The organism is Tistrella bauzanensis, from assembly GCF_014636235.1.
GTDB classification, from domain to species: Bacteria; Pseudomonadota; Alphaproteobacteria; order Tistrellales; family Tistrellaceae; genus Tistrella; species Tistrella bauzanensis.
In genome coordinates, this window is sequence record NZ_BMDZ01000062.1 from 1 (window position 1) to 15207 (window position 15207).

At 65.7% G+C, this 15207-nt stretch carries 14 protein-coding genes and 1 tRNA gene; 9 read left to right on the forward strand and 6 right to left on the reverse strand.

Going from position 1 to position 15207, the window contains the following annotated elements; translation table 11 throughout:
- Positions 1–174: 174 nt before the first annotated feature.
- From tenA to IEW15_RS20105, 3 genes are all read left to right on the forward strand, one after another.
- Entirely contained in the window at positions 175–897 is a 723-nt protein-coding gene (gene tenA, locus IEW15_RS20095; RefSeq protein ID WP_188581274.1) for a thiaminase II, read from the forward strand.
- Positions 898–938: 41 nt separating this feature from the next.
- Positions 939–2096, forward strand: a complete 1158-nt coding sequence (mnmA, locus tag IEW15_RS20100) for a tRNA 2-thiouridine(34) synthase MnmA (protein ID WP_188581276.1) — start codon at positions 939–941, stop codon at positions 2094–2096.
- 151 nt (positions 2097–2247) lie between these two features.
- Positions 2248–2790 carry a DUF2799 domain-containing protein gene (locus IEW15_RS20105; protein WP_188581278.1) on the forward strand — a complete coding sequence of 181 codons (543 nt, stop codon included), beginning with the start codon at positions 2248–2250 and terminating at the stop codon, positions 2788–2790.
- Positions 2791–2847: 57 nt separating this feature from the next.
- Here the strand turns inward: IEW15_RS20105 and IEW15_RS20110 are convergent, their stop codons facing one another.
- The 4 genes from IEW15_RS20110 to IEW15_RS20125 all read right to left on the reverse strand — a co-directional run bounded on the left by IEW15_RS20110 (position 2848) and on the right by IEW15_RS20125 (position 6573).
- Positions 2848–4341: a tripartite tricarboxylate transporter permease gene (locus IEW15_RS20110; RefSeq protein WP_188581280.1), complete on the reverse strand. Its 1494-nt coding sequence runs from the start codon at positions 4339–4341 to the stop codon at positions 2848–2850.
- 30 nt (positions 4342–4371) lie between these two features.
- Positions 4372–4809: a tripartite tricarboxylate transporter TctB family protein gene (locus tag IEW15_RS20115; RefSeq protein WP_188581282.1), complete on the reverse strand. Its 438-nt coding sequence runs from the start codon at positions 4807–4809 to the stop codon at positions 4372–4374.
- A 1-nt stretch (position 4810) separates the two neighbouring features.
- On the reverse strand, positions 4811–5764 hold the full coding sequence (locus IEW15_RS20120) for a tripartite tricarboxylate transporter substrate binding protein (protein ID WP_188581284.1): 954 nt from the start codon (positions 5762–5764) through the stop codon (positions 4811–4813).
- A 77-nt stretch (positions 5765–5841) separates the two neighbouring features.
- A complete protein-coding gene (locus IEW15_RS20125; RefSeq protein ID WP_188581286.1) occupies positions 5842–6573 on the reverse strand; it encodes a GntR family transcriptional regulator in 732 nt (243 codons plus the stop codon).
- Between the two features lie 87 nt (positions 6574–6660).
- Between IEW15_RS20125 and IEW15_RS20130 the strand changes: the two genes are divergently transcribed.
- Positions 6661–7485, forward strand: a complete 825-nt coding sequence (locus IEW15_RS20130; RefSeq protein WP_188581288.1) for an amidohydrolase family protein — start codon at positions 6661–6663, stop codon at positions 7483–7485.
- Between the two features lie 76 nt (positions 7486–7561).
- A tRNA-Met gene (locus tag IEW15_RS20135) sits at positions 7562–7636 on the forward strand.
- A gap of 1160 nt (positions 7637–8796) precedes the next feature.
- Here IEW15_RS20135 and IEW15_RS20140 read toward each other — a convergent pair.
- Together IEW15_RS20140 and IEW15_RS20145 are read right to left on the reverse strand one after the other, a co-directional pair.
- Positions 8797–9129, reverse strand: a complete 333-nt coding sequence (locus tag IEW15_RS20140) for a four-helix bundle copper-binding protein (RefSeq protein WP_188581290.1) — start codon at positions 9127–9129, stop codon at positions 8797–8799.
- A gap of 98 nt (positions 9130–9227) precedes the next feature.
- Positions 9228–9701, reverse strand: a complete 474-nt coding sequence (locus tag IEW15_RS20145) for a MarR family winged helix-turn-helix transcriptional regulator (RefSeq protein WP_229708368.1) — start codon at positions 9699–9701, stop codon at positions 9228–9230.
- A gap of 348 nt (positions 9702–10049) precedes the next feature.
- Here IEW15_RS20145 and IEW15_RS20150 point away from each other — a divergent pair, with 348 nt between their 5' ends.
- From IEW15_RS20150 to IEW15_RS20165, 4 genes are all read left to right on the forward strand, one after another.
- The gene (locus IEW15_RS20150) at positions 10050–11234 is read left to right on the forward strand and encodes an ABC transporter substrate-binding protein (protein WP_188581315.1); all 1185 of its coding nucleotides are present in this window, start codon (positions 10050–10052) and stop codon (positions 11232–11234) included.
- A 20-nt stretch (positions 11235–11254) separates the two neighbouring features.
- Positions 11255–12238, forward strand: a complete 984-nt coding sequence (locus IEW15_RS20155; RefSeq protein WP_229708371.1) for an alpha/beta hydrolase family protein — start codon at positions 11255–11257, stop codon at positions 12236–12238.
- Positions 12239–12558: 320 nt separating this feature from the next.
- Entirely contained in the window at positions 12559–14280 is a 1722-nt protein-coding gene (locus IEW15_RS20160; RefSeq protein WP_229708373.1) for an MFS transporter, read from the forward strand.
- 203 nt (positions 14281–14483) lie between these two features.
- Positions 14484–15188 (forward strand): response regulator, encoded by a 705-nt coding sequence (locus tag IEW15_RS20165; protein WP_188581292.1) that lies wholly within the window; start codon positions 14484–14486, stop codon positions 15186–15188.
- The last annotated feature ends 19 nt before the right edge of the window (positions 15189–15207 follow it).

The window sequence follows — 15207 nt, forward strand, 5'->3', positions numbered from 1 at the left end:
CCCTCCCAAGCCAAAAAGGTCGACAACGAGAGATTCAGACTTTTTCCGCTCTGTCACGCACAGTTTCACCCGATTGCCCTGGTGATGATGGCCCCTCATCTGGCCAAGCCGCAGCGGGTCGGGTAACGTGGCGCCGGATTTTCACTTGTCCCTGGCACCCGAGGAGACGCCCGCATGCTCGACGATCTGGCACCCGGACATGGCCTGTTTGCCGAAGACGGCCTGGTGGCGGCGCTGCGGTCGCGCAGCCGCGCCGGATGGGAGGCCTATATCGCCCATGACTTCGTGCGTGGCCTGGGGTGTGGCGATCTGCCGCGCGCGGCGTTCCGGCATTATCTGATCCAGGATTACCTGTTCCTGATCCAGTTCGCGCGCGCCTATGCGCTCGCGGCCTTCAAGGCCGAGACGCTCGACGACATGCGGGCTGCCGCGGAGACCCTGCGCGGCCTGACCAATACCGAAATGAAGCTGCATGTCCGCACCTGCGCGGCCTGGGGCCTGACCGAAGCCGATATGGCAGCCACGCCCGAAGATCTGCCGACGGTCGCCTATACCCGCTTCGTGATCGACACCGGTCTGAAAGGCGACCTCCTGGACCTGCTGGTGGCCTTGAGCCCCTGCGTGGTCGGTTATGGCGAGATCGGCCACCGGTTGAAGGCGGAAGCGGCCGGGCTGCCGGCGGGCGATCCATATCGCGACTGGATCGATGCCTATGCCGGCGATGACTATGCCGGCATCGTGCGGGTGGCTTCGGACCAGATCGACCGGGTCTGGCGGCAGCGCGGCGGCGAAGCCCGCCTGCCGGCGCTGACCGGTCTGTTCGCGGCCGCGACCCGGCTGGAAGCCGCTTTCTGGCAGATGGGGCTGGATGCCGGCGCATCCGCCACCGATATCTGATCCCTGGTTCCGACCCTCCATCATCGAAGGACGCTCGTCTCATGAACAGCCTCGGTCTCGACAAGCCTGCCGCCACGACGCGGGTGGTGGTCGCCATGTCGGGTGGCGTCGACAGCTCGGTGACGGCGGCGATGCTGAAGGCCGAAGGCTATGACGTCGTCGGCGTCACCTTGCAGCTTTATGATCATGGCATGGCGGTGGAGAAGGCCGGGGCATGCTGCGCCGGCCGTGACATCCGCGACGCCCGCGCGGTCGCCGACCGGCTGGGCATTCCGCATTACGTGCTGGATTATGAAGCGCGCTTCCGCGCGGCGGTGATCGATGATTTCGCCGCCAGCTATCTGGCCGGCGACACGCCGGTGCCCTGCATACGCTGCAATGAGCGGGTGAAGTTCCGCGATCTGCTCGACACCGCGCTCGATCTGGATGCCGATCTGCTGGTGACTGGCCATTATGCCCGCAACGGCATCGGCGCCGATGGCGGGCCGGCCCTGCTGCGCGGCCGCGACCCGGCCCGCGACCAGAGCTATTTCCTGTTCGCGCTGACCAAGGAACGGCTGGGCCGGCTGCGGTTTCCGCTGGGCGATATGGAAAAGCCCAAGGTGCGGGCGATGGCCGCGGAATTCGGGCTGGTGGTGGCGTCCAAGCCCGACAGCCAGGATATCTGCTTCGTGCCCTCGGGCCGCTATGCCGAGACCGTCCGCAAGCTGGCACCGATGGCCGATGCTCCCGGCGAGATCATCCATGCCGAGACCGGCGAGGTGCTGGGCGGGCATGAGGGGGTGTATCGCTATACCATCGGTCAGCGGCGCGGGCTGAAGCTGGACCGTGGCGGCCCCGAGCCGCTCTTTGTCCTGAAGCTGGATGCCGTGCGCCGGCGGGTGATCGTGGGGCCGGGGCATCTGCTGGGGCGCCGGACGGTGTCGGTCGGCCGGGTTCACTGGCTGGGCGAGGGGGCGGCACCGCCAGCCGACGGCCTGCGCATCGATGCCCGCATCCGCTCCACCGGCGATCCGGCGCCGGCGACATTGCGGCTGATCGATCCGCCGGCCGCCGACACGGATGGCGACCGACTGCCGCGTGCCGAGGTGGTGTTCGATGATCCGCAGCGCGCGGTGGCCAGCGGTCAGGCCTGCGTGTTTTATGACGGCGACCGGGTGCTGGGCGGCGGCTGGATCACCGACATGGCCGCAGCCTGACCCGAACCGCGACGGGGCGACGTGGTGGTCGACAGCCGTTGCCCCAGGCGTGATCGGCGGGGCTGGTGGCGGGGCGGCGGCCTGCTATAAGGCGGGGAGCCAAGCGCGCTCTGTCTGCCGCATCCTTTGCCGCATCGGGATACCCGCCCCCATGAAGAAATTATTCGCCCTTCTGATCCTGCTGGCCGTGCCTCTGGTGCTGGCGGCCTGTACCAGCATGTCCCCCGACGAATGCAAGGTCGCCGACTGGAACCGCACCGGCTATACCGATGGCGCCGCCGGCGAAGACCAGCAGAGTTCGCTTGCGGCCTATGCCAGCGATTGCGCGAAGGCGGGGGTGCGCCCGGATACCACTGCCTATCGGGCCGGCTGGGATGCCGGCATCGCCACCTATTGCACGGCGGCCACGGGCTGGCGTGAGGGGGTCGAGGGGCGGACGTGGAAAGAGGATGCCTGCCGCGGACAGCGCGGCGACGGCGCCTTCTCGCAGGCACTGAAGGACGGCCTGAAGGTCAACAAGACCAATCGCGAAATCCAGAGCATGGACACGAAGATCCAGGATCTGGAACAGAAGCTGCAGAAGACCCAGAAAGACAACGAGCGCCGCAGCCTGCGCGACCAGATCCGCGCGCTCGACCGCCAGCAGGCGAGCCTGCGCGACGTGCTGCGCCGCCAGGAGTCGCTGCGGCCGTAAGCGGGCGGGTGATCCTTTCGAAAGGGCGCATGACGTATTGTCATGCGCCCCTTCTTGCTATGCCGCAGGTGGCCGCCGCGGCTTCAGGCGCCGGAGCAATGGCCACAGGATGAAGCCGAGCGTCGCCAGCGCGATCACTGCTGACAGCGGATGGCTGATCAGCGACATCGGATCGCCGCGCCCGATCAGCAACGCGCGTCGCACCCCCTGTTCGGCCATCGGCCCCAGAATCAGCCCCAGCACGATCGGTGCCAGCGGCACATCCAGCTTTTCAAGCAGATAGCCGGCAAGGCCTGCCCCGAACATCAGCCACAGATCGACCAGCCGGCCATTGATGACATAGACGCCGACCGCCATCAGCACCAGGATCGTCGGCACCAGCATCACCCCCGGCAGGCGTTGAACCTGCGCGAAGACGCGTGTTGCCGCGGCGCCGCCGACCGCCAGGATCAGCAGCGAAGTCACCAGCATCTGCACCATGAAGCCGCCAACCAGATCGGGTGCCTGGCTGAACAGTTGCGGGCCGGGCTGAAGGCCGTGGATCAGCAGGGCGCCCAGCACCAGCGCCGCCACGACATTGCCGGGAATGCCCAGGGTCAAGGCCGGGATCATCGATGCGGCATTGTCGGCATTGTTGCCGCATTCGGCCGCGGCGACGCCGGCGGGATTGCCCTTGCCGAAGCTGTCGGGATCGGGCGCGCGGTTCTTTGCGGCGTTATACGACAGGAAGGCGGCGATATTGCCGCCGGCGCCGGGCAGGATGCCGACCCCGATGCCGATCAATGACGAGCGGATCCAGGTGGGCACCAGCGACACCACATCCGCCCGGGTCAGCCTGACGCGTCCCAGGCGCAGCGCGCTGGCGGGCAACCCCTTCAGATCGGCGGCTTCCGCCAGTTGCAGCACCGGCGGCAGGGCATAGAGGCCGACCAGGATCACGATCAGATCCAACCCACCCAGCAGCCAGGGCTGATCGAAGGTGAAGCGCGGCGTGCCCGACAACTGATCGAGCCCGACGGTGCCGAGCAGCAGCCCCAGCACCGAGGCGATCAGCCCTTTCAGCGGATCGCGACCGACCATCACCCCGATCGACGCCATGCCGAACATCGCCACCCAGAAATATTCCGCCGGCCCGAAATAGAGCGTGCCGCGGGCGAGCAGCGGCCCCAGCGTCATCAGCGCCAGCGCCGAGGCGGTGCCGCCGATCGCCGACGACCAGCAGGCGATCTTGAGCGCCTTGGCGGCCTCCCCCCTCTGGGCCATTGGATAGCCGTCGAAGGTGGTGGCGATGGCCGCGGGCGTGCCGGGGATGCGCAGCAGGATGGCCGGAATGGCACCGCCATACATCGAGCCGTTATAGATGCCGGCGACCATGCCCAGGGCGACCAGCGGGTCCATGGAATAGGTGAGCGGCAGCAGCAGCGCGATCGCCATCACCGGGTTCAGGCCGGGCAGGGCGCCGATGAAGACGCCGAGCAGCGAGGCGCCGAGCATGGCGAGCATCGTGTCGGGCGCGAACACCCCCGACAGGATCTGAAGGATGATATCCATGGGGAACGGGTGTCCAGGGGCTGGCCGGCCTCAGCCGGGGCGGAACCAGATTTCGGGCGGCAGCGGCTTGTTCAGCACCAGCGAGAACACCAGCCAGACGGTGCCGATGAAGATGACGGCGCCGAGGCCAAGCAGGGCAGGCCGGCGCAGGCCGAGTGCCGCCGGCATCGCCGCCACCGCCACCGCCGATGCGGTGTAGAAGCCGAGCGCGGGTATCAGCGCCAGATAGATCGCGGACATCGCCCCGGTGCCGACCAGGCGGACGGCGTGGACGGCAAGCGGCCGGGCGCGGTTGCCGGACTGTCTGAGGGCGCGCGCCACAAGGGCCAGCCCCAGCACCGCCAGCACCGCGCCCAGCACCAGCGGGTAGGTGCCCGAGGCGCCGCGATAGCTGGTGGCTTCATGGGCCGCGAACCCGCCGAGGGCGGCGAGGACGAGGCCGAGAACGACGTCCTGCCGCCGCTCCATGTCAGTTCCCCAGACCCAGCGCCCTGGCCGCCCGGGCGAGGCCGTCATATTCCTCGGCAAGCCGCCGCGCCAGCGCATCGCCGGCGATCACATTCGGCGTCTCACCGCGTGTGGCCAGGAACTCCACATACTCAGGCGTATTCACGGCCGCGCGGATCGCGTTGGTCAGCGTCTCCACCTGCGCTGGGTCCATGTCCTTGGGACCAAGGATCGCCCGCCAGAGCAGGGTTTCCTCGGACCCGAGCCCAAGCTCGGCCAAGCCCGCCGCATCGGGCAGGGCGGCGACGGGGGCGGCCGAGGTGACGATCAGGCATTTGGCCTCGCCCGACTGGACATAGGGGATGACCGGAGAGATCGAGCCGCCATAGATGTCGATATGACCCCCCAGGAAATTCTGCAGGGTTTCACCGGCACCACCGAAGGGGATGGCCACCGCCTTGACGCCTTTGGCCTGAAAGATCCGTTCGGCGGCAAGCTGCATGGTGCCGCCGATGCCGTCATTGCCATAGGTGTATTTGTCGGGGTTGACCTTGAGTTCGTCGAGGAAGGCCTGGCCGGTGGCGGCGGGAAAATCAGCCTTCACGCACAGCGTATAGGCGGTCTCGGAGGTCGAGGCGATGGGTGTGAAGCTGTCAAGGCCATAGGCGACCTTCTGGACCTGTGGCACCGTGGTCAGCGGGCTGTTCCAGGTGGAGAACAGCGTGTAGCCGTCGGATCTGGCCCGCATGAACTGTGTGGCGCCCACCGATCCGCCGCCGCCGGCGACGTTGAGGATCGCGATGCTGGTGCCGAGCCGGTCTTCAAGAATGGTGGCGAGCTTGCGGGCGGCGGTGTCGGTGCCGCCACCGGCGGGCGCCGGCACGATCATCTCGATCGGCCGCTCCGGATAGGCCGCCAGCGCCGCGGACGGGGCCAGAAGGCCGATGATGGCCGCATGGATCACGAGCGTTTTCATGATGTCCCTCCCTGGACGTGTTGTTATGGCGCGCGCCCGCATCTGCCCTGGGGTCGGGCGGGTGCGGCGGCGGCATGTCAGCCGATCCGGCTGCGATAGCGGAAGTTGCGGGCGTTGCCGCGGGCGATCCGCCATTCAATGGCGGTGCCGTCGATGGTGAAGGCGGTGCGTTCGATTTCGGCCACGGGGTCGCCTTCGGTGATGCCGAGCAGGGCGGCGGTGCCGGCATCCGCCGTGGCGAAGCTCACATCGTCGATCGCGCGGGCCACGAAGATTCCGAACCGGTCGTAATAGACCGGATAGAGCAGGGGCCCGAGGTCGTGGGCGGCGATCGTCTCCAGCCCGGGGAAGCGGCTGGCCGGCACATAGATCTCTTCGGCAAGGATCGGCCGGCCCGACAGCGATCGCAGGCGGTCGATGCGAATGGTGTCTGCCGTGCCAAGGATCGCCGCCACCGGCGCGGGTGGCGTGACCCGGACCCGGGCGATCAACTGGCTTTTCGGGATGCTCTGCCCGTCCTCGCCCGGTGTCTGCATCTGGAAGAAGCGGAACAGTGTGGCATCGAAGGCGGGTTTGCGCAGATAGGTGCCCGATCCCTGCCGCCGCTCCAGCAATCCCTCATCGACCAGATGCTGCACCGCCTTGCGCACCGTGCCCACCGACAGATGGTGGTCGCGGGCAAGCGCGTTCTCGGATGGCAGCACGGCATCCGGGCCCCATTCCCCGGCGGCGATGCGGGCGGCCAGGGCGTCGCGCAGACGCAGATAGGCAGGCAGCCGTTCGTCGGACGGCAGGTGTGGGTGCAGCATCGGCTCGGTCTCCCTCTGTCTTCCTGCCTAAACCCTTTGACCGCTCCGGTCAACCAGTTCTATATAGAACCATATAAGGGAGGCGGCATGATAGCTTTCGACGCACATGTTCATGTTTATGACCGGGTGGCGGCGGCCGGCCCGGTGCGGTATCTACCCAGCCGTCCGGCGCTGCTGTCGGATTGGCTGGCGCGGCTGGCGGCCCATGGCCTGATCGGCGGAGTGATCGTTCAGGTCAGTTTTCTTGGCACCGACAATCATATCCTGCTCGACACGCTGGAACGGCTCGACCGGCGCCGTTTCGCCGGGGTCGCGGTGGTCGATATCGACAGCCAGCCGGCAGATCTGCGGGCGCTGGCGGCTGGCGGCATCAGGGGGTTGCGGTGGAATCTGGTCTCCGGCGCACCGGTCCCGGACCCGGCCGATCGCGCGGTCAAAGCATTTCTCAGCCGGATGCGCGATGCCGGGCTGCATCTTGAGATTCAGCTTGAAAGCCATCGCATTGCGCCGGTGCTGGCGCCGCTGGCCGCGGCGGCCGGCACGCTGGTCATCGATCATCTGGGGCTGGTCGAGGCACCCGACCCCGAGGATGAACCCTGGTTCCGCGCCCTGGCGGCGCTGCCGGACGGACATGGCGTTCACGTCAAGGCGAGTGCCCCCTATCGCAGCCGGGTTCCTGTCACGGCCCATCTGGCCTGGCTGGCGGCGCGACTTGGCCCCCACCGGCTGGTCTGGGGCAGTGACTGGCCTCACACCCGGCATGAGCCGTGGGCGACGTATGGCGACCTGCTTGACCGGGTCGGCGCACTCACCGACGACAGGCGGGCGATGGCGTCGTTGTATGGTCTCGATCCATCGTCCGGCCCGGCCTCAGTGGCCCCGCCACCGACAATCGATCACGCCAACACTTGACAACCCGCCTGCCGATCCGCTATTTCACGCCCACCTGATCGGCGGCACTCCAGACGACGGAGCGACGCCACCGTGAGGCGGGGTAGCTCAGTGGTAGAGCAGGGGACTCATAAGCCCTTGGTCGGGGGTTCAAATCCCTCCCTCGCTACCAATCGGACAGTCATTGCTATGGCTGTCGAAAAAGGCCCGATTAGCCGCTTGGCTGATCGGGCCTTTTTCTGTTCCGGATGGTGCGCTATAGGAGGCCCAATGTCTCTGCGCGTAGTTCGGAGACTTTCGGTCTGGTCGCGGCCATTCTCAAGGGGCATCCACGTGGTAGACCGGCGAGGGAATCATTATTGGAGAGTCCAGCCCAAGGCGGATTACTCCGATACGGTCAATTGTAGCGGCACGAATGAATGAGATGGGGCCTTTGGGGTAGTATCGACCTATCTTGGCTGAACCATCTCAATGTCATGCTGTAACTCGAAGCGTAGAAGATGGGGCGACCGTGGCTGACCAATGAATCCTTCGGCGTCGAGCTGCCTTTGATCTACCATCGTGGCTTGAACGATCTGCACATTTGCTACGAATACCGCTCCGCCAGCGTGGGACGTGCCGTTATTACAGCGCACGATAATGCCGAATCGTGGACGGTTGAGATATGGTATTGCGAACGGGTGACTGGCCTGGATCGTCCCATGCATAAAGATGCCTTGGCCGTCCTGCACCCTGCCTGTGATACGGGCGTCCCCTTCGTCATATCCAGTGTAAAAATAGACCCTAGGTATATTTCCGTGCATGTAGATCATTGCATCAGGGCGTCGCTCGAAATCTCTCAGATATTCGGCTGGAAAGGCGGGTGAATTGTGATATATTTCCATCAATCATTCCTATAGACGGGTTTTCAGGCGTGACAACGGGCTGCTGCCTCCGAGGGCTGAAGAGAGTGGTATTCTCTTCAATATGAGCACCGTCTTTCTGGATAATTTTTCATATAGATTTCCTACTGAAGATTGTATCCGGGCTACACTGACGCTTCTCGCCGCGCTGCTGACGCACTCTCGGCTGCCCTGTGGTGGGATGGCGGATTGGCATAGGCGTCGTGTTCCAGGACGCTGTTCTGGTGGGTGATGTTGCCGAGCCGCGACAGTATCTGCATGCGAAGTGACTTGGCGCAGGCTGCTGTCAGGGATCATCAGGTCTCTGTAGGGATCACTTCCTTGAGCCTCATTAAAGAAGGCCCGGACGGCACATCGCCATCCGGGCCTTTTGTCTGTCTGTCGAGGTCAGCGCAAAGTCATGCGCACATGGCCCTCACGCCATTGGCCATCACGCCGCCATCTTGCGGCAGGACTCCGCGCAGCGGCGGCAGGTGGCGGCGCAGTCTTCCATGCCGTCCAGGGCGTCGCAGCTTTTCGCGCATTGCTCGCAGATTTCCAAGCATTCGGCGCAGGTGTGGCGGTGGTGATCGGTGCCGATCAGCATGAAATGGGCCGAGGTGCGGCAGATTTCCGCGCAGGCCATCATCAGGCGGAAATGCGCGGGCTCGACATGACGGCCGCCCTGTTCGAGGCAATGGGTCATTGCGGTGCCGAGGCAGGATTGGTAGCACCGTAGGCACTCGTCGATACAGGCGCGCATGTCGGCGGAGATGGTATGCATCGGAAAACCTCTTCGGTTCGAACGGCCGCGGTCGATGTGACGCGCGGGGTTCCAACACAATGGCCTGAGGCCTGGCGTGGTTCCCTTGGCAGCGGGCCTCACCGCCAGATCGGCAGGTTTTCGGTCAGGCGGGTGAGGATGGCGTCGAGTTGCGCCTGTTCGTCCGCGCTCAGCACCGACAGCATTTGAGCTTCGCGGGCGGCGAACATCGGCATGATCCGGTCGTGCAGGGCCCGGCCCTCGGGCGTCAGGTGCAGCAGGCTGCGGCGGGCATCGGCCGGGTCGGGGCCGCGGGTGATCAGTGCCTTGGATTCGAGCAGCGCGGCGCCCCGGCTGACATTGTTGCGCGGCTGTTCGGTGAAGTCGCAGATATCCCGGGGGTTCAGGCCATCCTGGTGCGTCAGGCAGATCAGGATCGTCCATTCCGGTCGCGACAGCCCGAATTCCTGCTCGATCCAGCGCAGCAGCGGCCCGCGATAGAAATTGACGATGAATGCCATGCGATAGGCCTGGCGGATCGGCACGGTTTCGAACAGGCCAAACAGTTTCAGGCTCTGCGCGGTGGGCGGCACGTGGGCATCTCCCTTGGCGGTGGGTGGTCGACCCGCTTGCAATTAGTCCCAAATGGGACAAAATACATCGGTCATCCGTGGGTCGTGACCATAGCAGATCTGGCGGCGACGGACGCATAACGAGAACAAGGGTGCTGCCATCCGACCTCATACGCGCCTGCATCCACCCCCGGATGCCGGTGATGCGGCCTGGATGCAGGCGGTGCCCGAGCGGGGCAAAGCACCGCTTCGGGAGGAAGACCGATGACCATCAGGACAGATATGACCGGCATGCTGAGGCATGTTGGCGGACATGCGTGCGGCCATGCACGGACAGTGGCGGTGCTGTTTGGCGCCGCGCTGCTATCCATGCCGCTTCATACCGGGAGCGCCGTGGCCCGGGACGTTGCGACCGGCCAGGACCGGCCGTTGACGATCGGCGTGCTGACCGATCTGAGCGGTGTTACCGCCGACGCGACCGGCCAGGGGTCGATCGAGGCGGCACGGCTGGCGGTCGAGGATTTCGGCGGCACCATTGATGGCCGCCCGATCGAGATCATCTCGGCCGATCATCAGCACAAGACCGACCTCGGCGCCGCGATCGCCCGCGAATGGTATGACCGCGACGGTGTCGACGCGATCATCGACGTGCCGAATTCATCGGTGGCGCTGGCGGTGCAGGATATCGCGCGCGAGAAGCATAAGGTGGTGCTGTTCTCGGGCGCCGGCACACCGGCGCTGACCGGCAAAGCCTGCTCCCCCTATAGCGTCCACTGGACCTATGACACCTATGCCGTGTCGAAGGGGACCGCCGGCGCGGTGGTCGAGGCCGGTGGCGACAGTTGGTTCATCATTGCCAGCGACTATGCTTTCGGCCATCAGCTCGCGCGCGACGCGACCGAGGTGGTGACCGCGCATGGCGGCACCGTCACGGGCAGCGTTTTGCATCCGCTGAACACGCCCGATTTCTCGTCGTTCATTCTGCAGGCGCAGAGTTCGGGCGCCAAGATCGTCGGCATCGCCAATGCCGGTAGCGACACGATCAATCTGATCAAGCAGGCACGGGAATTCGGCGTGGTCGCAGGCGGCCAGAAGCTGGCGGCGCTGCTGTTCCTGTTGAGCGATATCCACGGACTGGGCCTGGACGTGGCCCAGGGCACCTATCTGACCACGCCATCGATCTGGAATGCCGATCCGCGCGCGCGGGCGCTGTCGATGCGCTATTTCGAGCGGATGAAGGCGATGCCGGGGATGCTGCAGGCGGGCGTCTATGGCGCGGTGCTGCATTATCTGCGTGCCGTTGCCGATGCGTCGAGCCGGGATGCGGGCGAGGTTGTGGCGGCGATGCGCCGGCTGCCGATCGACGATCCCTATAGCATGAACGCCCGTCTGCGCGCCGACGGCCGGGTGGTGCGCGACATGTATCTGGCCCAGGTCAAGGCGCCGTCCGAGCAGACCGAGCCCTGGGACTACCTGAACATCGTCTCGGTCATACCGGGTGAGGATCTGGTCTGGCCGCTGTCGGCAAGTGCCTGTCCGCTGCTGGCGCAATGACCGGCATGGAACCCGCGGCCATGGATGATGCCATGGATCTCGCCTGCTTCCGCAGCTATCGCTGCGGCGGCGGGCGGGTGGTGCTGACCGGCGGGGTTGCGGCCCCGATCCGCTTCTCCGGCGACACGCCGGCGATCGAGATCGAACCGGGCGGCGCGGTGTTTGCCGATCAGGCCTATGTGCAGAGCTTCGTGCCGCGTGTCCTGCGCCCGGATGCGCTGCCGGTTGTGCTGATCCATGGCGGCGCGTTGACCGGGTCGATGTGGGAGACCACGCCTGATGACCGCCCCGGCTGGCTGACCCGCTTCGTTCAGGCCGGGTTTGCGGTGCATGTGGTGGATGCGGTGGAACGTGGCCGCGCCGGCTGGGCCGCCATCGACGGTCACTGGCAGGGCCGGCCGATCATGCGCAGCGATCAGGAGGCGTGGTCGCTGTATCGTCTGGGCCATGCCCGCGGCTTCGCGGCGCGCAAGCCGTTTCCCGGCCAGCGCTTTCCGATGGCCGGCTTCGACGCCTTGTGCCGCCAGCATGTGCCACGCTGGCTTAGCACCGGCCCCCAGACGCTCGCGGCGCTGCTGGCGGTGATCGAGCGCACAGGGCCATGCATCCTGGTCGGCCACAGCCAGGGGGGCTGGTTCGCCCATGCGGCGGCCTTTGCCGCCCCGGATCTGGTGCGCGGCTGCATCGCGGTGGAGCCGGCGGGGATGCCGCAGCCGCCTGCCGGCTGGCGGGGCGATGGCAGGGGCGGGGCGGGCGGTGGTGGCCGGGTGCAACACCGGCTGGTGGTGCTGGGCGACCATCTGGAGGCGACGCCGTTCTGGTCGGCCTTGGCCGCCGCCACCCGGCACTCGGTCGACCATCTGCGGGCCTGCGGCGTGGCGGCACAGCTTCTGGACCTGCCGGCGGCCGGCGGCCACGGCAATTCCCACATGCCGATGATGGACGACAACAGCGACGACATCGCCGCCCGGCTGATCGACTGGATCGGGGCGATCGCTGGCTGAGACGGGCCACGGCGGGGGGGGAATCGCGTGCAGGATGATAGGGCGCGACAGGCCGTGTTGCGGCGCATCGACCATGAATGCTGCAATGCAATAATATTTCTCGTTTGATTTCAAAACCCTGGAGTGGCTGCGGCCCCGACCAAGGTCGGGGCTGCGCCGCTACCCTGACGCGCGCATCGTCGGACCATTGGCCAGCCACATGACGATTGGGGACACCGGCACGCGATTGCGACGCCTGGATTCGTCATGGGCATGGCCGGTCAGTCGCGGGCGCGGCTGGCGAACAGTGTCTGACCAACAGAACGCTCCAGGGAGGGCCCATGGCCAACATAACCGTCGCGGACACCGGCAAGGCCGCGCCGATGACCAGCAAAGAGCGTAAAGTTATCTTTGCGTCATCCCTCGGTACCATCTTCGAATGGTATGACTTCTATCTATACGGATCGCTGGCCGCGATTATCGCCAAGCAATTCTTCTCAGGCGTCAATGAAACCGCCGCCTATATTTTTGCGCTGATGGCTTTTGCCGCCGGCTTCGCCGTGCGACCTTTCGGGGCGCTGGTCTTTGGTCGCCTGGGCGACATGATCGGCCGCAAATATACCTTCCTGGTCACGATCCTGATCATGGGCGCCTCGACCTTCGTGGTCGGCGTGCTGCCGAATTACGCCACCATCGGCATCGCGGCGCCGATCATCCTGGTCGCGCTGCGCATGCTGCAGGGGCTGGCGCTGGGTGGCGAATATGGTGGGGCCGCGACCTATGTCGCCGAACACGCGCCCAATGGCCGGCGTGGCGCCTATACCGCCTGGATTCAGACCACGGCGACGCTGGGCCTGTTCCTGTCGCTGCTGATCATCCTTGGCTGCCGGATGTCGATGCCGACCGAGGCCTTCGAAGCCTGGGGCTGGCGGATTCCGTTCCTGATCTCGATCGTGCTGCTGGGCGTGTCGGTCTGGATCCGGCTGATGCTGAACGAAAGCCCCGCCTTCCAGAAGATGAAGGACGAGGGCAAGCATTCCAAGGCGCCGCTGACCGAGGCGTTCGGCAACTGGAAGAACCTCAAGATCGTGCTGCTGGCGCTGTTCGGTCTGGTCGCCGGGCAGGCGGTGGTCTGGTACACCGGTCAGTTCTATGCCCTGTTCTTCCTGCAGCAGACCCTGAAGGTCGATGCACAGGAGGCCAATCTGATGATTGCCGCCGCCCTGCTGATCGGCACGCCATTCTTCATCATCTTCGGTGCCCTGTCGGACAAGATCGGTCGCAAGCCGATCATCATGGCCGGGCTGGCCCTGGCGGTCGTGACCTATTTCCCGATCTTCAAGGCCATCACCCACTATGCCAATCCGGCGCTGGAACAGGCGGTCGCCACCTCGCCGATCGTGGTCTATGCCGATCCGGACGAATGTGCCTTCCAGTTCAACCCGGTCGGTACGTCCAAATTCACCGCCAGTTGCGATATCGCCAAATCGGCGCTGGTCCGCAAGGGCGCGCCTTATAGCAACGAGGCAGCTCCCGCCGGTACCATCGCCCAGATCCGGGTCGGCGAGATCCTGATCCCGGCCTATGATGCGGCCGGCCACACCACCGGCACGGCTGTCAACCTGCATGGCGGGGCGGCTCCGGCGGCGGCGCCTGCCGACCTGAAGTCGGCCGGTGCCACGTTCGACAAGGCGTTGAGCGACGCCCTTAGGACGGCCGGCTATCCGCCTAAGGCCGATCCGGACGCGGTCAACCACGTGATGGTCGTGGTGATGCTGACGATCCTGGTGCTCTACGTCACCATGGTCTATGGCCCGATCGCGGCGATGCTGGTCGAAATGTTCCCCACCCGCATCCGCTATACCTCGATGTCGCTGCCCTATCATATCGGCAATGGCTGGTTCGGCGGCTTCCTGCCCACCACCAGCTTCGCGATCGTGGCTGCCACCGGCGACATCTACTCCGGCCTCTGGTACCCGATCATCATTGCGGCCGCGACCTTCGTCATCGGCATGCTGTTCATCCGGGAAACCCGCACGGTCGACATCTATCAGCACGACTGACATAATTCAGGGGTGATCAATATCATGCAATGATCATCCCTGACGGTCATATTGCACGCGCGAGAAACGGGCCGCCCCGGCTGCCCGTTTCCATTTATTTTCATCACCGGCCTTGCGTCGGGCCCCAAGTTGCGCATCATCCTCGCTTAACGGGGCGGTGCGGCCATGCCAGCCCCGAGAACGACACCGGGGAGGGCAAGGCCATGACGTTTCGCATTCTGGTTGCCGATGACCATCCGCTGATGCGTGCAGCGCTGCGTCAGGCGGTTTCCGACAGCCTGCCCGGCGCCACCACCATACAGGCGTCACGGTTTTCCGAAGTCGAGACCGCGCTGCATGACATACCCGATGTCGATGCGGTGCTGCTGGATCTGCACATGCCGGGCATGAACGGGTTGATCGGGCTGGTGCTGCTGCGCAGCGAATTTCCCGCCCTGCCGGTGATCGTCGTCTCGGCGATGGAGGATGCGGCGACGGTTCAGCGCTGCATGCAATATGGTGCATCGGGCTTCGTGCCGAAATCAGCGCCGGTCAACCGGCTTGGCGAGGCGATCCAGGCGGTGATCGATGGCGCCGTCTGGGTGCCGCCGGTCGACGCCGCCGATGGCAGCACCGACGATCGCGATGTCGCGGCGCGGGTGGCGGGGCTGACGCCACAGCAGCTGCGGGTGCTGGCCGGCATTGCGGAAGGCAAGCTCAACAAGCAGATCGCTTATGAGATGGGCGTGGTGGAAACCACGGTGAAGGCACATGTGACGGTGATTCTGCGCCGGCTGGGGGTGGTTAGCCGTACCCAGGCCGCGATCGTGGCGGCCCGGCTGGCGCTGTCATCGCCCACCGACCCCGCCCCGGACGCCGATCCGGTGGCGACTGACGCGGGTTGCGATCTGAGCCGGGCCGCTGTTTGACGCCCGGCGGATCTGACGC